The sequence below is a fragment of the Tardiphaga sp. 619_E2_N8_4 genome (assembly GCF_051810905.1).
GTDB lineage: Bacteria > Pseudomonadota > Alphaproteobacteria > Rhizobiales > Xanthobacteraceae > Tardiphaga > Tardiphaga robiniae.
In genome coordinates this window covers 4,569,158-4,588,316 of sequence record NZ_JBPWQJ010000001.1, presented here as the reverse complement: position 1 = coordinate 4,588,316, position 19,159 = coordinate 4,569,158, and the positions used below count along the sequence as shown (strand labels likewise).

Genomic DNA, 19,159 nt, shown 5'->3' with positions numbered 1-19,159 from the left:
GAGGAGGGAATTGGCTCGCTGGGCGCAAAGCGTGCCGGCTCGCCGTCTTAACCATTCGGAATATGAGGCGCGACGCGCCCGGATCGGCTGCTTGACTCAGGAACAGAATGAGAACAGTGTTCTTCATATGTTCCAGAGATCACGGAGGCCACCATGTTGAAGACCTTTGTTGAAGAAGCCGCTGCACTGGCATCGATCGTTCTGTTCGTCGGCATGATCGCAGTTTGGGCGCAACTGATCCCCCAGCTGTGATCCTGCTCCCGGACGCTGGCTGCGAAGCTGGCGCCGGAACACTCTCCGGCGGATACGGGAACGCTCCCGGGGAATGACAAGTATTCCCTAGGAAATGACAGGCATTCCCTTGGGAATGCGGGGACGCTTCCGGGCCCGAGCGGGTTTCACATGGACTTGGCCGGGGGCAGGCATCACCATAGGGCAGCGAGTCGGCCTGAACAGGCTGCCGCGATCCCCAGTGTCGATGACTGCCCAGATCGGGCGCTGCAAAGTCCGGAACGCCCCACGCCATGAGTCAGAAGCCCGCCGCCGCGTCGAATGCCGGATTTGTCCATCTGCACGTGCATTCGGCCTATTCGCTGCTGAAGGGCTCGATCAAGATCCAGAAACTGGCGGAACTGGCGAAGGCCGACCACCAGCCGGCGCTGGCGCTGACCGACAGCGACAACATGTTTGGCGCGCTGGAATTCTCCGAGAAGCTGGTGGGCTACGGCATTCAGCCGATCACCGGCTGCGAGGTCGCCATCGATTTCGGCGACCAAGATCCCAACGCCCGTAACGCGCTGAACGCCGTGATGCCGCGCATTGTGCTGCTGGCCGCCAAGGAGCGCGGCTATCAGAGCCTGATGAAACTCAACTCGCGCGCGTTTCTGGAAACCCCGGTCAATCATGCGCCCCACGTCAAGCTGGAATGGCTGCTGGAGGAAACAGAAGACCTGATCGCGTTGAGTGGCGGTCCTGACGGTCCGATCAATCAGGCGCTGCTTGCCGATCAATCCGCGCTTGCCGCTGCGCGTTGCGACCGACTCGCATCGCTATTCGGCGATCGGCTCTACATCGAACTGCAGCGTCATGGCGCAGAGAAGGAGCGCCGCGCCGAAGCGGGTTTGATAGACTTGGCTTACGCCAAGGGTCTGCCGCTGGTGGCGACCAACGAGCCGTACTTTGCTGCGGCCGACGATTACGAGGCCCATGACGCACTGCTGTGCATTGCCGGCGGCAGGATCATTGCCGAAACGGACCGCGAGCAGCTCACCACCGATCATCGTTTCAAGACCCGCGCCGAAATGGCGGTTCTGTTTGCCGACATTCCCGAGGCATTGGCATCAACCGTCGAAATCGCCGAGCGCTGCTCGTTCCGGCCGAAGACACGCAAGCCGATCCTGCCGCGCTTCACGGTCGGTGCCGGCAGTAACGCCGAAGGCGCGGCCCAGGAGGAATCCGACGAGTTGCGCCGTCAGGCCGAGGAGGGGCTGCGCAAGCGTCTCGAGATCCACGGCGTGTCACAGGGCAAGAGCGAGGAGGAATACCACGCGCGGCTCGACTTCGAACTTAACGTCATCTCCCGCATGAACTATGCGGGTTACTTCCTGATCGTGTCCGACTTCATCAAATGGGCGAAGGCACAGGGCATTCCGGTGGGGCCGGGCCGCGGTTCGGGCGCCGGCTCGCTGGTCGCCTGGGTCTTGACCATCACCGATCTCGATCCCTTGCAGTTCAATCTTCTGTTCGAACGCTTCCTCAATCCGGAACGCGTCTCGATGCCGGACTTCGACATCGACTTCTGCCAGGATCGTCGCGGCGAGGTGATCTCCTATGTGCAGCAGCGCTACGGCCGCGATCAGGTCGCACAGATCATCACCTTCGGTACGCTGCAGGCGCGCGGCGTGTTGCGCGACGTCGGCCGTGTGCTGCAGATGCCCTATGGCCAGGTCGACAAGCTGACTAAGCTGGTGCCGCAAAATCCTGCGGCCCCTGTGACCTTGGCTGCGGCGATCGAAGGCGAGCCGAAGCTGCAGGCGCTCCGCGACGAGGATCCAATCGTCGCCAAAGCCTTCGATATCGCGCAGCGTCTCGAGGGCCTGACGCGCCACGCTTCGACCCACGCCGCAGGCATCGTGATTGGCGACCGGCCGCTGTCGCAGCTCGTGCCGATGTATCGCGATCCAAAATCGGACATGCCGGTCACCCAGTTCAACATGAAATGGGTTGAGCCAGCAGGTCTCGTGAAGTTCGACTTCCTCGGCCTGAAGACGCTGACGGTGCTCGATGTCGCCGTGAAGCTACTCAAGCAGCGCAATATTGACGTCAATCTTGCGACCACGCCGATTACCGACGCCAAGAGCTACGAGATGCTGGCGCGCGGTGAAGTGGTCGGCGTGTTCCAGGTGGAAAGCCAGGGCATGCGGCGCGCGCTCGTGGACATGCGGCCCGACCGTTTCGAGGACATCATCGCGCTCGTCGCGTTGTATCGTCCGGGCCCGATGGCGAACATCCCGACCTATTGCGCGCGCAAGCATGGCGATGAAGAGCCGGAATATCTGCATCCGATCATCGAGCCGATCCTGAAGGAAACTTTCGGCGTCATCATCTATCAGGAACAGGTGATGCAGATCGCGCAGGTCATGGCCGGCTATTCGCTCGGTGACGCCGACCTGCTGCGCCGCGCGATGGGCAAGAAGATCCGCGCCGAAATGGAAAAGCAGCGCGAGATCTTCGTTGCAGGCTCTGTCAAGAACGGCGTGCCGAAGGGGCAGGCCGATACGATCTTCGATCTGCTGGCAAAATTCGCCGACTATGGCTTCAACAAGAGCCACGCGGCGGCCTATGCCCTGGTGTCGTATCACACCGCCTATATGAAGGCGCATTATCCGGTGGAGTTCATTGCGGCGTCGATGACGCTCGACATGGGCAACACCGACAAGCTGTCGGAATTTCGCGCCGAGGCGCAGCGGCTCGGTATCAAGGTCGAGGCGCCAAACATCAATCGTTCGGGCGTCACCTTCGAGGTCAGCGACAACACGATCTATTATGCGCTGGCCGCGTTGAAAGGCGTCGGCGCTGGCGCCGTCGAGCTGATCGTCGCCGAGCGCAACAAGAATGGTTTGTTCACGTCGCTTGCCGACTTTGCGTCGCGCGTGAGCCCACGCGCCGTCAACAAGCGCATCATCGAAACACTCGCTGCGGCCGGCGCCTTCGATACGCTCGATCCACATCGTGCCCGCGTGCATGGCGGCGCGGATGCTATTTTGGCCGCCTGCCAGAGCGCCCACGTGGATACGACAATCGGTCAGGGAAACATGTTTGGCGGCGCGGCCGATGCGCCGACCATCATGCTGCCGCAGATCGACAACTGGCTGGCGGCGGAGAAGCTGCGCAAGGAATACGACGCTATTGGCTTCTTCCTGTCCGGCCATCCGCTCGATGACTATGCGACCGCCCTGAAGCGACTGCGGGTGCAGAGTTGGGCCGAGTTCTGCCGCGCGGTCAAAACCGGCGCTACGGCGGGCAGGGTGGCGGCTACCGTCGTGTCCCGCATGGAGCGGAGGACCAAGACCGGCAACAAGATGGGCATCATGGGTCTGTCCGACCCGACCGGCCATTTCGAGGCGGTGCTGTTCTCCGAAGGGCTCGCCCAATACCGCGACGTGCTGGAACCAGGTACCGCGGTGCTGCTGCAACTCGGTGCCGAACTCCAGGGCGAGGACGTTCGGGCCCGGGTTCTCCATGCGGAACCTCTGGATGCCGCCGCTGCCAAGACCCAGAAGGGGCTCAGGGTGACCATGAAGGACACCAAGGCACTGGATTCGCTGGTAAAACGCCTCCAACCGCAGCCGAGCAATGCCGCCGGCGGAGGCGACGTCTCGCTGATCCTGCGCCTCGACCTGCAAACCGAGGTCGAATTCAAGCTCGAAGGCCGGTTCCAGGTGTCCCCGCAGATCGCCGGCGCCATCAAAGCGGTTTCCGGGGTGGAAATGGTCGAAACGCTTTGAGCTGGCAACCCGCGCGGTAAACCGGCCGAAGCCGCCGGATTTCCTTGCTTATCCCGGGAATCCGGCTATAAGCCGGCCCATCTCACACGGAAGCATGGCTTAATCGCCGTCCGGTGGCATCCGGGCTGCACGGCAGAATCCTCTGCCCGAACGCTCGTTTGCTCACACGCTTCCGGAGGAAACAACCGGAGAATTGATACTATGGCACTACCCGAATTTTCTATGCGTCAACTGCTCGAAGCTGGCGTCCACTTTGGCCACCAGTCGCACCGCTGGAATCCGAAGATGGCGAATTACATCTTCGGCGCACGTAACAACATCCACATCATCGACCTCGCGCAGACCGTGCCGTTGCTGCACACCGCGCTGAAGGCTGTGAGCGACACCGTCGCCAAGGGCGGCCGCATCCTGTTCGTCGGCACCAAGCGCCAGGCGCAGGACGTCGTTGCCGAAGCTGCGAAGCGCTCGGCGATGTACTTCGTCAATTCGCGCTGGCTCGGTGGCACCCTGACCAACTGGAAGACCATCTCCGGTTCGATCAAGCGTCTGCGCCACCTCGACGAAGTGCTGAACTCCGGCGACGCGTCGGCCTACACCAAGAAGGAGCGTCTGACGCTGCAGCGCGAGCGCGACAAGCTCGATCGCTCGCTGGGCGGCATCAAGGACATGGGCGGTCTGCCCGACCTGATCTTCGTGATCGACACCAACAAGGAAGACATCGCGATCCAGGAAGCTCAGCGTCTGGGTATCCCTGTCGCGGCGATCGTCGACACCAACTCGGATCCGAAGGGCATCACCTATGTGGTCCCGGGCAACGACGACGCCGGCCGTGCGCTGTCGCTGTATTGCGACCTGATCGCACGCGCTGTCATCGACGGCATCTCGCGCGCCCAGGGCGACTCGGGCTTCGATATCGGTGCATCGGCTGCCCCGGTGGCTGAGGCCATCCCGGCTCCGGAAGCTGGCTTCCAGGGCCTGGCCGGTCCGCGCGGCACCGCCGACGATCTCAAGAAGCTCACCGGCGTGTCCGGTGCGATCGAGAAGAAGTTCAACGACCTCGGCATCTTCCACTACTGGCAGCTGGCCGAACTCGATCACGACACCGCCCACAAGATTGGCGAAGAAGTTGGCCTTCCGGCCCGTGCCGACGGCTGGGTCGCCCAGGCCAAGGGTCTGACGGCGGAAGCCGAGTAACGCGCAGGCGTGATCCCGGAACCGGTGTCCCGGTTCCGGACAAAATCATGCCGATGCGACAGCCAAGAAACTATTGTGCGGCCGTCATCCCGGCCGCACTTTCCATCTCTACACTTCTCTCGATGATAGTTCCTGCGGCGTAACGCGACTGACCAGCACCGGCTGGCTCGCAGGCGCCCTGACAGGCAAAGGGTTCAACGATGGCAACGATTACTGCAGCGATGGTCAAGGACCTCCGCGAAACCACCGGCGTCGGCATGATGGATTGCAAGAACGCACTGGCTGCCAATGATGGCGACATGCAGGCGTCAATCGACTGGCTGCGCGCGAAGGGCCTGTCCAAGGCCGCCAAGAAGGCTGACCGCGTCGCGGCTGAAGGCCTGATCGGCGTTCTCACTGCCGGCAACAAGGGCGTCGTGGTCGAAGTCAATTCCGAGACCGACTTCGTCGCGCGCAACGATCAGTTCCAGGGTCTGGTCAAGATGATCGCCCAGGTCGCGCTCAAGGTCGGCTCCGACGTCGAGGCCATCAAGGCGCACAAGGTTGGCGACGTCACCGTCGAGACCGCGATCACCGAGGCCATCGCCACCATCGGCGAAAACATGACCTTGCGCCGCGCTGCGACGCTGGAAGTCTCGGCCGGCGTTGTGTCGAGCTACGTGCATAACGCCGTGATCGAAGGTCTCGGCAAGATGGGCATCATCGTCGCGCTGGAATCCACCGGCAAGGCTGACGAGCTCGCGACCCTCGGCAAACAGATCGCGATGCATGTCGCTGCTGCCAACCCGCAGGCGCTGGACTCCGCCGGCCTCGATCCGGCCGTCGTTGCTCGCGAGAAGGAAGTGATGGCGGACAAGTATCGCCAGCAGGGCAAGCCGGACGCGATGATTGAGAAGATCGTCGAGAACGGCCTGAAGACCTATTACAAGGAAGTCTGCCTGCTGGATCAGGCTTTCATCCACGACACCGGCAAGTCGGTGGCGCAGGCCGTCAAGGAAGCCGAAGGCAAGGTTGGCGCGCCGATCAAGCTCGCTGGCTTCGTGCGCTACGCGCTCGGCGAAGGCATCGAGAAGCAGACTTCGGACTTTGCTGCCGAAGTTGCCGCCGCCAGCGGCCAGAAGTAAGACGAATTGGAAGACCTCCCGGCGATCTACGCCGGGAGCTGCCGCCTCGAAAGGAAGCGATCGCATCATGGGTGAGCCGCTCTATCGTCGCGTCGTGATCAAGGTCTCGGGTGAGTCTTTCGCCGGAGGCCAGTCATTCGGTATCGATCAGCCGACCATCGACCGCATTGCCGTCGATCTCATTGCAGCCCAGAAACTTGGTGTCGAAGTCGCGGTCGTCGTCGGCGGCGGCAATATCTTCCGCGGCGTCGAAGTCTCCTCGCGTGGTGTGTCGCGCCCGACCGGCGATAGCATGGGCATGCTCGCTACCGTTATGAACTGCCTGGCACTGGAAGCTGCGATCGAGCGCCACGCCGTGCCGGCCCGCACGCTGTCGGCGATGGTGATGCCGCAGGTCTGCGAACTCTTCACACGTGCTGCCGCACACAAATACCTGTCCGAGGGCCGGATCGTGCTGCTGGCCGGCGGTACCGGCAATCCGTTCTTCACCACCGACACGACCGCAGTGTTGCGCGCTGCCGAGATCGGCGCATCGGCCGTGCTGAAGGCGACTAATGTGGACGGCGTCTACAGCGCCGATCCAAAGAAGGATCCGAACGCGACGCGCTTCGAGCGTCTCAGCCATTCGCAGGCGGTGGAGGGGAACTACAAAGTCATGGATGCGACGGCTTTCGCGCTTGCCCGCGAGACCTCGCTGCCTATCATCGTGTTCTCGATCGCCGAACCGGGTTCGATCGGCGCCATTTTGACTGGTACTGGCCGCGGCACCATCGTCGCGGGCTGATTTTAGACGGGTTCGGAGCGCCATACCCGCTTCGCACCAGCAGGATACAAGGGAGAGCTGCATGGCCACCATGGCCCCATTCGACATCAACGACCTCAAGCGCCGTATGCAGGGCTCGACCCAGTCGCTGAAGCATGAGCTTGGCGGCTTGCGCACCGGACGTGCGGCAGCCTCGATGCTGGAGCCGGTCCAGGTGGAAGCCTATGGCAGCCACATGCCGCTGAACCAGGTTGCGACCGTCAGCGTTCCCGAGCCGCGCCTGCTGTCGGTGCAGGTTTGGGACAAGTCGATGGTTAAGGCGGTGGAAAAGGCGATCGTCGATTCCAATCTCGGCCTTAGCCCGGCAACCGAAGGCCAGATTCTGCGGCTACGCATTCCCGAATTGAACACCGAGCGCCGCAAGGAACTCGTGAAGGTCGCGCATAAATATGCCGAGGCAGCCAAGGTCGCCGTGCGCCACGTCCGCCGCGACGGTCTCGACATCATCAAGAAGCTCGAGAAGGCTCACGAGATTTCCGAGGACGACCAGAAGCGCCACGATACCGAAGTGCAGAAGGTCACGGACAGCATAATCGCTGAAATCGATCAGTTGCTGGCGGCTAAGGAAAAGGAAATCATGACGGTTTAAGCGTCAGAAGCCGCTTTTAAGCTGTTGAAAAGCGTATGGTCCGCAAATTGGTCACATATGTGCCGGACCATAGGCTGGGGATTTTAATCGATGTCGAATGCCGCCGCGCCCGCAAATGATGGATCGGACCGATCCACGCCTTTGCATGTCGCGATCATCATGGACGGCAATGGGCGCTGGGCTGCAGCGCGGGGGCTTCCGCGCGCCGAAGGCCATCGCCGCGGCGTCGAGGCACTTCGCCGTGTGGTGCGGGCATCCAACGAACTCGGCATCCAATATCTGACAATCTTCTCGTTCAGCTCCGAGAACTGGTCGCGGCCCGCATCCGAGATCAGCGATCTGTTCGGCCTGCTGCGTCGCTTCATCCGCAACGACCTTGCCACCCTGCATCGCGACGGCGTGCGGGTCCGTGTGATTGGAGAGCGCCAGGGCCTCGATTCCGATATCGCCTCATTGCTGAAAGAGGCCGAGGACCTGACGCGGGGCAACACCCAGCTCAATCTCGTGGTCGCCTTCAACTACGGCTCGCGGCACGAGATCGCCACGGCAGCGCAGCGCCTTGCGCGCGAGGTTGCCGAGGGCAAGCGGACGCCCGAAAGCATCAATGTCGATACGCTCGGCCAGTATCTCGACGCGCCTGATATTCCGGACCCGGACCTGATCATCCGCACGTCGGGTGAACAGCGGCTATCGAACTTCCTGATGTGGCAGGCTGCCTATAGCGAGTTCGTATTCGTGCCGATCCACTGGCCGGATTTCGACAAGGCCGCGCTGGAAAGCGCCATTGCCGAATATGCCCGCCGCGAGCGGCGCTTCGGCGGTCTCGCCGCGAAAACCGGTTCGTGACCGGCGTGACCCAGGACGACAGTACGCCGAAGCAGGCGGATGACCGGGGGCTGCGCAATCTGCTGATGCGTGTTCTGGCCGCGCTGGTACTCATCCCCGTCGCGATTTTCGCCGCCTACGCCGGTGGCTGGCTGTGGTTCGGCCTCGTGACGCTGGTGTCGGTTGGTCTCTTCCTCGAATGGCGGGCCATTGTCGGCAATCATGTCGGCTGGATCGGGCTCGGCTTCGTCTATGCCTTGGCTGCGTTTGCTGCGTCCATCGTCGTGCGTCTCGATCCCGTCTGGGGCTTCTCGGCGCTGATGTTCATTCTGTTGGTGGTCTGGATGACCGATATCGGCGGCTATTTCGCCGGGCGCGGCATCGGCGGCCCGAAACTGTGGCCGCGCGTCAGTCCGAAGAAGACATGGGCCGGCGCTATTGGCGGTTTTGTTCTCAGCCTCGCTGTGGCTGCCGGTTTTGCCATGAATGGTTTGGGCAGCCTGCTGCCGCTGCTCATGATCGCAACCGTGCTGACGGTGCTGTCGCAACTTGGTGATCTCTTCGAGTCCGCAGTGAAGCGCAAATTCGGCGTCAAGGATTCCGGCCAGATCATTCCTGGCCATGGCGGTCTGCTGGATCGCCTCGACGGCTATGTATTCGCGGTGGTTGCTGCCGCGGTGATCGGTCTTTTACGCGGCGGTGCAGATGGCGTCGGCCGCGGTCTTATGGTTTGGTGATTTGATGAGCGCTGTTCCCCTGCGAAATAACAAGCCCGCCGCGTCCAGTCTGCGCAGCATCACTGTCCTCGGTGCAACCGGTTCGATCGGCGATAGCACCATGGATCTGCTGCGGGCGTCGCCTGAGCGGTACCAGGTGGAGGCTTTGACGGCTAACGGCAACGTCGAAGGCGTGGTCAAGCTGGCCAAGGAATTCAACGCGCGCTTTGTGGCCGTCGCCGATGAATCCAAGCTGGACGAACTCCGATCGGCGCTGGCCGGCACCGGCATCGCAAGCGGGGCAGGGGATAGTGCCATCGTCGAGGCTGCGGAGCGGCCGGCCGACTGGCTGATGGCAGCCGTGTCAGGCGCCGCCGGCTTGAAGCCCGCGCTCGCCGCCGTCGACCGCGGTGCAACGGTTGCACTGGCCAACAAGGAATGCCTCGTTTGCGCCGGCGATTTCTTCATGGATCGCGCCGCCAAGGCGGGCGCCTGCATCCTGCCGGCGGACAGTGAGCACAATGCTCTGTTCCAGGCGCTGGCCTCCGGCAGCCGCGAGGAACTGACCCGCGTGATCATCACCGCCTCGGGCGGACCGTTCCGCACCTGGGCCGCCGCCGATATCGAGCAGGCAACGCTGGCGCAGGCGCTGAAACATCCGAACTGGTCGATGGGGCAGAAGATTACCATCGATTCCGCATCGATGATGAACAAGGGTCTCGAAGTAATCGAGGCGTCCTATCTGTTCGCGCTGGCGCCGGACGAAATCGACGTATTGGTGCATCCGCAGTCGATCATCCACGGCATGGTCGAGTTCCGCGATTATTCTGTCATGGCGCAGCTCGGTTCGCCCGACATGCGCACGCCGATCGCGCATTGCCTGGGTTGGCCGGACCGCATTCCGGGCCGGGCGGCACCGCTCGATCTCGCCAAAATTGGTTCGCTGACCTTCGAGGCACCGGATTACGCGCGCTTCCCTGGCCTGAAGCTGGCCTATGACGCGCTGCGCACCGGCAGCGGCGCGACCACCGTCTACAACGCGGCCAACGAGATCGCCGTGGCTGCTTTCACCGCCCAGAAGATCCGCTTTGGCGCCATTGCACGGCTGGTCGAAGCCACCATGAATGAATGGGTGCGGGCAGGGAATTTGGCGCCGTTGTCATCGGCGGATGACGCCATCGCTGTTGACCATAAAGCGAGAAAAATGGCTGCCACCCTCTTGCCTCAAATTGCCGCAAAGGCATCCTAGAGCATTGGGGACGGGGCCTTTGGCCTCGCGTTAGGGGATCGGGATGCTTGAGTTTTTCCAACATAGTTTCAATACGTTAAGCCACGGCTTTATCGGCTATATCATCCCCTTTCTGTTTGTCCTGACGATCGTGGTGTTCTTCCACGAACTCGGCCACTTCCTGGTCGCCCGCTGGAACGGCGTTAAGGTCCTGACGTTCTCGCTCGGCTTCGGTCCTGAACTCGCCGGCTTCAACGATCGCCATGGCACGCGCTGGAAGATTTCCGCGATTCCGCTTGGCGGCTACGTGAAGTTCTTCGGCGACGAGAGCGAAGCCTCGACCCCCTCAAGCGCCGCGCTGGAAGGCATGACGGCGGATGAGCGCAAGGGCAGCTTCCATCACAAGCGGGTTGGCCAGCGTGCGGCCATCGTCGCTGCCGGTCCGATCGCCAATTTCATCCTGGCGATCGTCATTTTCACCTGCCTGTTCACGTTCTTTGGCAAGCCGAGCACGACCGCCAAGGTCGACAGCATTCAGGCGGGCAGCGCGGCCGAGAAGGCCGGGTTCCAGTCGGGCGACATCATCAAGGCCATCGATGGCAAGGTCATTGGCAGTTTCTCCGACATGCAGCGCATCGTCGGCACCAAGGCCGGCGAGCAGCTGGCCTTCAGCGTCAAGCGCGGCGAAGCCACGGTTGAGCTGAAGGGCACGCCAGAACTTCGCGAAGTCAAAGACAGCTTCGGTAACGTCCATCGTCTCGGCGTCCTCGGCATTACCCGCGCGACAGCGGTTGGCGAAGCGACCACCGAGCGGGTCAATCCGGCGACCGCTTTCGTGCTGGGCGTCAAGGAAACCTGGTTCGTCGTGGACCGCACCATCGCCTATATCGGCGGTGTATTCACCGGACGCGAGGCGGCCGACCAAATCGGCGGCCCGATGCGAATCGCCCAGATCTCGGGGCAGGTGGCGACAATCGGCCTGACCGCCCTGATTCACCTGGCGGCGGTTCTGTCGATCTCGATCGGCCTTCTCAACCTGTTTCCGGTGCCACTTCTCGATGGCGGTCATCTTTTGTTCTATGCCGTCGAAGCCGTTCGTGGGCGTCCGCTGTCGGAGCGCGCGCAGGAGATGGGCTTCCGCATTGGCCTCGGTTTAGTGCTGATGTTGATGGTATTTGCGACCTATAACGACATTCTTCACCTGGCTTCGTCATGATCGAGGCTGGGGGTAACGTGGCCGATGGGCAACGTCTTGGAATGAAATTAGAATTGCAGCGCGAAAGGTCGTTTGCCAGTCAGGTAAAATTGGCTACAAGCTGGGCCACTAAAGGGATTCTGTCAGACCGTAGGGGTGCGGGCTGGCGATGGAATGATAAGGGCGCTTTGCGCATGATTTTTGGTTTGCGGGGTTTCCGGGGCGGCCTTCTTGCTGCTTCGATCTTGGTCGCCATGCCGGTCGCCGTTACAGCGACTGCTGCGCTCGTTTCTTCGACTGCCGTGGCTCAGACCGCCGCTTCGATTGTTGTTGAAGGCAATCGTCGCGTGGATGTGGAGACCATCCGCTCCTATTTCCGTCCCGGCCCGAGCGGCCGGCTGGATCAGGGCACCATCGATGACGGTCTCAAGTCGCTCATCGAGACCGGCCTGTTCCAGGATGTGAAGATCAATCAGGCCGGTGGCCGTCTGGTCGTCAGCGTCGTCGAAAACCCGGTCATTGGCCGTGTCGCCTTCGAAGGTAACAAGAAGGTCAAGGACGACCAGCTGAACGCTGAAGTGCAGTCGAAGCCGCGCGGGACGCTGTCGCGCCCGATGGTGCAGGCCGATGCCCAGCGCATTTCCGAAATCTATCGTCGCTCTGGCCGTTATGACGTCAGCGTCGTTCCGGAATTCATCGAGCAGCCGAACAACCGCGTCGACCTGATCTTCACGATCAACGAAGGCGCGAAGACCGGCGTGAAGTCGATCCAGTTCATCGGCAACAACTATTACTCGTCCTACCGCCTCAAGGACGTCATCAAGACCCGTGAATCGAACCTCCTGAGCTTCCTGGCTTCGGGCGACATCTATGACCCGGACCGCATTGAAGCCGATCGTGACCTGATCCGTCGCTATTACCTGAAGAACGGCTTCGCCGACGTTCAGGTTGTCGCCGCCCTCACTGAATACGATCCGAACCAGAAGGGCTTCCTGGTCACCTTCAAGATCGAAGAAGGCCAGCAGTACCGCGTGTCGTCGGTCGACTTCTCGTCCACCATTCCGCAGTTCGATCCGAACTCGCTGCTCAGCTTCTCGCGCGTTGGCGTCGGCTCGCTTTACAACGCGGAAGCGCTGGAGAAGTCGGTCGAGGAAATGCAGATCGAAATGTCCCGCCGCGGCTACGCCTTTGCCGTCGTGCGTCCGCGTGGCGATCGCAATTTCGAATCTCACACCGTCACCATCGGCTTCACGGTGGAAGAGGGCCCGCGCGTCTATATCGAGCGCATCAATGTGCGCGGCAACACGCGTACCCGTGACTATGTCATCCGTCGCGAATTCGATCTCGCAGAAGGCGACGCCTATAATCGTGCGCTGGTCGATCGTGCCGAGCGCCGCCTGAAGAACCTCGACTTCTTCAAGAGCGTGAAGGTGACGACCGAGCCTGGTTCATCCAGCGATCGCGTGATCCTGGTTGTCGATCTGGAAGAAAAATCCACCGGCGACTTCTCGGTCTCGGGTGGTTACTCGACCACCGACGGTGCACTCGGCGAAGTCAGCGTCTCGGAACGTAACTTCCTCGGTCGTGGCCTGTTTGCCAAGGCGTCGGTCCAGTATGGCCAGTATGCCCGTGGCTACTCGCTGTCCTTCGTCGAGCCTTACCTGCTCGACTACCGCGTGGCCCTTGGCCTCGATTTCTATCAGCGCGAGCAGCTGTCCAACAGCTACATTTCGTACAACACCAAGACGCTAGGCTTTAGCCCGCGTCTCGGCTTCCAGCTGCGTGAAGATCTCGCGCTGCAGCTGCGCTACTCGATCTATCAGCAGCAGATTTCGCTGCCGAGCACGCTCGCGAATTGTAACAATCTTCCGGGCAGCCCGACTGCAACCAACACGCCTGGCTATCTGAATTCGTTGTTTGGCCTTGGCTTCGCCGAAACAGGTTCCGGCAACTGGGGCTGTTATGCAGATGGCGAGTCGTCGCTGCCGGTTCGCCGCGAGCTGGCCAGCGGCAAGACGCTGACCTCGGCTCTGGGCTATACGCTCAACTACAACACGCTCGATAATAACAAGAACCCGACAGATGGTCTGTTCCTGGAGTTCAAGCAGGACTACGCCGGCGTCGGTGGCGACGTGACCTACCTGAAGACCACCGTCGATGCGAAGTATTACACTCCGCTTGTGGCCGACATCGTTGGTTTGCTGCGTGTCCAGGGTGGCATGCTGAACAAGGTCGGCGAAGACATCCGCATGCTGGATCACTTCCAGATGGGTCCGAACCTGGTGCGTGGTTTCGCGCAGAACGGTATCGGTCCGCGTGACATCAGCTACGTTGCGCTGGGATCCTACGGTGACGCACTCGGCGGCACGAAGTATTGGGGCGCTTCGGCTGAATTGCAGATGCCGTTCTGGTTCCTGCCGAAGGAAGTTGGCATCAAGGGTGCGGTCTATGCCGATGCTGGCGGCCTCTGGGATTATCAGGGACCGACGAGCTGGGCTCAGACTGGCGAAGTCAACGCTGCCGGTTGTGTGGCTGCTAGCCGGACTTCGGTCGGTAACTGCGCTGGCATGACCTATGACGACGGCAATGTCGTGCGGTCGTCGGTCGGTGTGGGCCTGATCTGGCAGTCGCCGTTTGGTCCGCTGCGCTTCGACTACGCAGTGCCGATCACCAAGGGCGCCTATGATCGCGTGCAGCAGTTCAAGTTCGGCGGCGGAACTTCGTTCTGAGTTTGATCTCCGGCCGGACCGCGACGGGTGGAATGGTTCTGCCGACGTTCTTCAAGCAATCGCCGTCGTTGACGCTGGCTGAAATAGCCGCGTCAACGAAGGCGCGACTGGTCGACCCGACGCGGGCCGACCAGGTCGTGACTGGCGTAGCCTCGCTCGATGAGGCTGGCCCCCATCACCTGACCTTCTTCGAAAATCTCCGCTACATCGACCAGCTAACCCACACCAAGGCCGGTGCCTGCCTGGTGAGCGAGAGCTTCAAGGGCGATATTCCGGCTCACGTAACGGTGCTACGCGCCAAACGGCCATTTGCGGCCTTCGTGGAATTGGCGCGCGAACTGCACGCGGACACGCTGCGTCCGGTCTCCGGCTTTGACATTACTGGCATCGCCGCATCCGCCGTCATCCATCCCTCTGCTCAGCTCGAGGATGACGTTACGGTAGATCCGCTGGCCGTGATCGGCCCGGATGTGGAGATCGGTTCCGGCACCATCATCGGCTCGGGAGCAGTGATCGCGGCCGGGGTCAAGATCGGACGCGACTGCAATATCGGCGCTGGCAGCACGCTGCAGTTCACACTGATCGGCAACAACGTACTCGTTCATCCCGGCTGCAAGTTCGGCCAGGACGGCTTCGGCTTCGTGTTCGGCCGGGACAAGCACATCAAGGTCCCGCAGACCGGTCGTGTCCTGATCCAGAACGACGTCGAGATCGGCGCCGGCACCACTATCGACCGCGGCAGCCTGCGCGATACCGTGATTGGCGAGGGGACCAAAATCGACAATCAGGTCCAGATCGGCCACAATGTGACAATTGGACGGCACTGTGTGATCGCTGCGAAATGTGGCCTTGCAGGCAGCCTGACCATCGGCGACAACGTCGCGCTGGGCGCCATGGTGGGCCTCAACAATCACATTACGATTGGCGATGGCGCGCAGGTCGCGGCAATGGCCGGAGTGAAAGACAGCATTCCGCCGCGCGCGCGGTGGGGTGGCATCTTTGCCCGGCCGACCAAGCAATGGTTCCGCGAGATCCTCGCGGTTGAGAAACTCGCCCGCGAGAGCATGCCGGGAACGGATGCGACGACGCAGGATACGAAAGACGAGGGGCGGGAATGAGCCAGGATTTACCAAGCGATGGCGCATCGCCGATCATCATCGAAACGGTCGACATCAACACCATCCTCAAGACCCTTCCGCATCGCTATCCGTTTCTTCTGATCGATCGTGTCGTCAACATCCGCAAGGACTTCAGCGGCATTGGTATCAAGAACGTTACCATCAACGAGCCGGCATTCCTCGGGCATTTCCCTGATCGCCCGGTTTATCCCGGCGTGTTGATGATCGAAGGCATGGCTCAGACAGCGGGCGTGATCGGGATCTCGTCCGTCGAAGGCACCGAGAAGCCGCGTGCGGTGTATTTCCTCACCATCGACAAGTGCAAGTTTCGCAAGCCGGTGATGCCTGGCGATACGATCGAATATCATCTGCACCTGATCGGCCGGAAAAAGGCGATGTGGTGGTTCCATGGCGACGCCAAGGTAAATGGCAAGGTCGTCGCCGAGGCCGATGTCGGTGCAATGCTGACAGACTGATTGGCACGTACCTGAACGTGCATGATGCCATCGAAGACCTCGGTGGCATCATGCGTTTGTAAGTCATGGTATGAGACGTGTCGTAACAGATCGCAATCAGACGTCACTGGACAGGCTCGGGAACCCACGTTAACCAACGGAAAAACCTAGATATTTGTAGGCAACTTGATGGCTGGGATTGGACTGTTTCGATGAGCAAGATCGACCCGACGGCGCGGATCGAGGATGGTGCTGTCATTGGCGAGGGCGCCGAAATCGGACCCTTCTGCATTATCGGACCGCATGTCACGATCGGTGCAGGCACAAAGCTGCTGTCGCATGTCAACGTGACGGCGCAGACGAGCATCGGCGAGAACTGCACAATCTATCCGTTCGCGTCATTAGGCACGCCCCCGCAGTCGCTCAGCTACAAGGGAGAACTGACCAGGCTGACCATCGGCAATGGCTGTACCATCCGCGAGTCCGTGACCATGAATGCGGGCACTGTCGCCGGTGGCGGCATTACGTCGGTGGGCGATCGCGGCTACTTCATGAACTGCGCCCATGTCGGCCATGACTGTCACGTCGGCAACGACGTGATCTTCGCGACCTCGGCGACGCTTGGCGGTCATTGCGAGATCGGCGATTTCGTTTTCATGGGCGGGCTGTCGGCCGTGCACCAGTTCACCCGCATTGGCTCCCAGGTCATGGTCGGCGGCATCTGCGGCGTGCGCGGCGACATCATCCCGTTCGGGCTTGTAAATGGTCAGTATGCGGCGCTGGAAGGCCTCAACATCATCGGCATGAAGCGCCGCAAGTTCACCAAGGAGCGCGTCGCCGCCGTGCGCTCGTTCTATCAAAAGCTGTTCCATGGCCCCGGCGTCTTTGCCGAGCGGCTTGAGCGCGTGCAGCCTTTGGCAAATGACGATCCGGCGATTGCAGAAATCCTGACCTTCATCGCGGGCGCCAAGCACCGCGCACTGTGTCTGCCCGAGGATAGCAAGAACAACTCTTGAGTTCGGGTATCGCGGGGCGAAGCATGACTGACCAGGCTCAAATACAGCACCCGCAAGCATATCCTCCGATAGGCTCGCCGTTCGGGATTATCGCCGGCGGCGGCTCGCTGCCCTTCGCCGTCGCGGACTCGCTGCAGGCGCGCGGCATCAAGCCTGTCGTGTTCGCGCTGAAGGGGTTCTGCGATCCGGCGCTGGTGGCGCGATTTCAGCACCACTGGATTCCTATCGGTCAGTTCGGCCGTTTGCTGAAGCTGATGCGCAGCGAAAATTGCCGGGATCTCACGTTCATCGGCACGCTTGTGCGGCCGGCAATCTCCGAGATCGGGCTGGACTGGGCAACGCTTCGCGTGATGCCGAAAGTGTTTCGCGCGTTTCGCGGTGGTGACGATCATTTGCTGACAAGTATCAGCCGCCTGTTCGAGCATGAAGGTTTTCGTCTGCTGGGGATCAAGGACGTCGCGTCCGATGTGCTGATGCCGGAAGGCAGCGTGACGCGTGCCGTACCGGATCAAGATGCTGAAGCCGATATCGCACGTGGGCGCGACGTCTTGCGCGCCTTGAGCCCGTTCGATATCGGCCAGGCGACCGTGGTGATCGACGGCCATGTGGTGGGGATCGAGGATATCGAAGGCACCGATGGATTGCTGGCCCGCGTGGCGCTCTTGCGTGAGCAGGGACGTATTCGCGCCAAGGCAGGGCGGGGTGTACTGGTGAAGGCGCCGAAGAGCGGTCAGGATCTGCGTTTCGATCTGCCGACATTGGGACCGCGGACCATCGAGCGTGCTGCGGCTGCGAAGCTCGCCGGCATCGCCATCGTCGCAGGCAATACGATCGTCGCCGAACCGCAGCAGATGATTGTCGCCGCCGATGCCGCAGGTCTTTTCGTGACGGGACTTCCTACGTGACGAAGACGATCTATCTCATCGCCACCGAAGAATCCGGCGACCGTCTCGGCTCCGCGCTGATGAAGGTGCTGCGCCAGCGACTGGGCGATGATGTACGCTTCGAAGGCGTCGGCGGTTCGTCGATGGCGCGCGAAGGTCTGCAGTCGCTGTTTCCCATCGAGGAGCTTTCCATTATCGGCCTAGCTGCCGTCGTCCGGAAGCTGCCGTCGATCCTGAGACTTATCACGCGCGCGACCGAGGACGTCCTGCGCGCCAGGCCTGATGTGCTGGTGATCATCGATAGCCCGGACTTCACCCATCGCGTCGCCAAGCGTGTGCGCCAGTGCGATCCCTCCATTCCCGTCGTCAACTATGTGTCGCCAACGGTGTGGGCGTGGAGACCGGGGCGCGCGAAGGCGATGCGCGCTTATGTCGACCATGTGCTGGCGCTGCTGCCGTTCGAGCCGGAGGCGCATCGGCGGCTCGGCGGACCGCCATGTACCTATGTCGGTCATCCCCTGATCGAGCAGATCGATGCGCTGCGTCCCAATGCGGACGAGCAGGCGCGTCGCGAAACGAAGCCGCCGGTATTGCTGGTGCTGCCGGGTAGCCGTCGCAGCGAGATCCGTCATCACATGGCAACGTTCGGCGCGACGCTCGATCTGCTGCAAAAGCAGGGCACGCAATTCGAACTGATCCTGCCAACTATGCCACATCTCGTCGAGGTTATCGCCGAAGCGCTCAAGGCGTGGCCGGTGCAGCCACGGATCGTTGTGGGCGAAACCGAGAAGCGCGCCGCGTTCCGCATCGCGCATGCGGCCTTTGCCAAATCGGGGACGGTGACGCTGGAGCTTGCATTGTCAGGCGTGCCGATGGTCACAGCCTACAAGGCCGGCAGTGTCGAGGCCTGGATCATCCGCCGCCGCATCACATCATCGTCGGTGATCCTCGCCAATCTGGTGATCGGCGAGAACGTCATTCCGGAGTTCATCCAGGAAGACTGCACGCCGGAGAAGCTCGCGGCGTCGTTGCAAGAGGTGATGGCAGACACACCGATGCGGCGCCGTCAGATTGAAGCCCTGGCGCGGCTCGACGGGATCATGGCGACCGGCGAAGCGTCGCCGAGCGTCGGTGCGGCCAATGTCGTGCTGGCCACGATGCGGAAGAGTTGAAGGCCTTCATTCAAGAGATTGCAGCGTAACAAAAAAACGGCGGATCTTGCGATCCGCCGTTTTGATTTTCGCACTCTGCGAAAC

15 protein-coding genes are annotated in these 19,159 nt (G+C 61.6%); all 15 read left to right on the top strand.

The window, feature by feature from the left end:
- Positions 1-524: 524 nt before the first annotated feature.
- The 15 genes from dnaE to lpxB all read left to right on the top strand — a co-directional run bounded on the left by dnaE (position 525) and on the right by lpxB (position 19,075).
- Positions 525-4,007 (top strand): DNA polymerase III subunit alpha, encoded by a 3,483-nt coding sequence (dnaE, locus tag AB8A23_RS22045; protein ID WP_439058220.1) that lies wholly within the window; start codon positions 525-527, stop codon positions 4,005-4,007.
- A gap of 201 nt (positions 4,008-4,208) precedes the next feature.
- Positions 4,209-5,201, top strand: a complete 993-nt coding sequence (locus tag AB8A23_RS22040) for a 30S ribosomal protein S2 (protein ID WP_068730869.1) — start codon at positions 4,209-4,211, stop codon at positions 5,199-5,201.
- A 200-nt stretch (positions 5,202-5,401) separates the two neighbouring features.
- Entirely contained in the window at positions 5,402-6,325 is a 924-nt protein-coding gene (tsf, locus tag AB8A23_RS22035) for a translation elongation factor Ts (protein ID WP_093758766.1), read from the top strand.
- Between the two features lie 67 nt (positions 6,326-6,392).
- Positions 6,393-7,109, top strand: a complete 717-nt coding sequence (gene pyrH / locus AB8A23_RS22030) for a UMP kinase (RefSeq protein WP_068730867.1) — start codon at positions 6,393-6,395, stop codon at positions 7,107-7,109.
- Positions 7,110-7,179: 70 nt separating this feature from the next.
- Entirely contained in the window at positions 7,180-7,737 is a 558-nt protein-coding gene (gene frr / locus AB8A23_RS22025) for a ribosome recycling factor (RefSeq protein ID WP_374725665.1), read from the top strand.
- Between the two features lie 90 nt (positions 7,738-7,827).
- Positions 7,828-8,583: an isoprenyl transferase gene (locus AB8A23_RS22020; protein WP_068730865.1), complete on the top strand. Its 756-nt coding sequence runs from the start codon at positions 7,828-7,830 to the stop codon at positions 8,581-8,583.
- 5 nt (positions 8,584-8,588) lie between these two features.
- A complete protein-coding gene (locus AB8A23_RS22015; RefSeq protein WP_439060479.1) occupies positions 8,589-9,299 on the top strand; it encodes a phosphatidate cytidylyltransferase in 711 nt (236 codons plus the stop codon).
- A gap of 4 nt (positions 9,300-9,303) precedes the next feature.
- Entirely contained in the window at positions 9,304-10,527 is a 1,224-nt protein-coding gene (gene dxr, locus AB8A23_RS22010; RefSeq protein WP_089264728.1) for a 1-deoxy-D-xylulose-5-phosphate reductoisomerase, read from the top strand.
- A 43-nt stretch (positions 10,528-10,570) separates the two neighbouring features.
- Positions 10,571-11,722 (top strand): RIP metalloprotease RseP, encoded by a 1,152-nt coding sequence (rseP, locus tag AB8A23_RS22005; protein ID WP_089264545.1) that lies wholly within the window; start codon positions 10,571-10,573, stop codon positions 11,720-11,722.
- Positions 11,723-11,895: 173 nt separating this feature from the next.
- Positions 11,896-14,430 (top strand): outer membrane protein assembly factor BamA, encoded by a 2,535-nt coding sequence (bamA, locus tag AB8A23_RS22000; protein WP_439058221.1) that lies wholly within the window; start codon positions 11,896-11,898, stop codon positions 14,428-14,430.
- A gap of 32 nt (positions 14,431-14,462) precedes the next feature.
- Entirely contained in the window at positions 14,463-15,548 is a 1,086-nt protein-coding gene (lpxD, locus tag AB8A23_RS21995) for a UDP-3-O-(3-hydroxymyristoyl)glucosamine N-acyltransferase (protein ID WP_089264543.1), read from the top strand.
- Positions 15,545-16,024 carry a 3-hydroxyacyl-ACP dehydratase FabZ gene (gene fabZ / locus AB8A23_RS21990; protein ID WP_068730861.1) on the top strand — a complete coding sequence of 160 codons (480 nt, stop codon included), beginning with the start codon at positions 15,545-15,547 and terminating at the stop codon, positions 16,022-16,024. The genes lpxD and fabZ overlap by 4 nt, the downstream gene beginning before the upstream one ends.
- Before the next feature lie 191 nt (positions 16,025-16,215).
- Positions 16,216-17,019 (top strand): acyl-ACP--UDP-N-acetylglucosamine O-acyltransferase, encoded by an 804-nt coding sequence (lpxA, locus tag AB8A23_RS21985; protein WP_439058222.1) that lies wholly within the window; start codon positions 16,216-16,218, stop codon positions 17,017-17,019.
- Between the two features lie 23 nt (positions 17,020-17,042).
- Positions 17,043-17,924, top strand: coding sequence for an LpxI family protein (locus AB8A23_RS21980; protein ID WP_439058223.1), 882 nt, complete (start codon positions 17,043-17,045; stop codon positions 17,922-17,924).
- Entirely contained in the window at positions 17,921-19,075 is a 1,155-nt protein-coding gene (gene lpxB / locus AB8A23_RS21975; RefSeq protein WP_439058224.1) for a lipid-A-disaccharide synthase, read from the top strand. Before AB8A23_RS21980 ends, lpxB begins: the two co-directional genes overlap by 4 nt.
- Positions 19,076-19,159 lie beyond the last annotated feature (84 nt).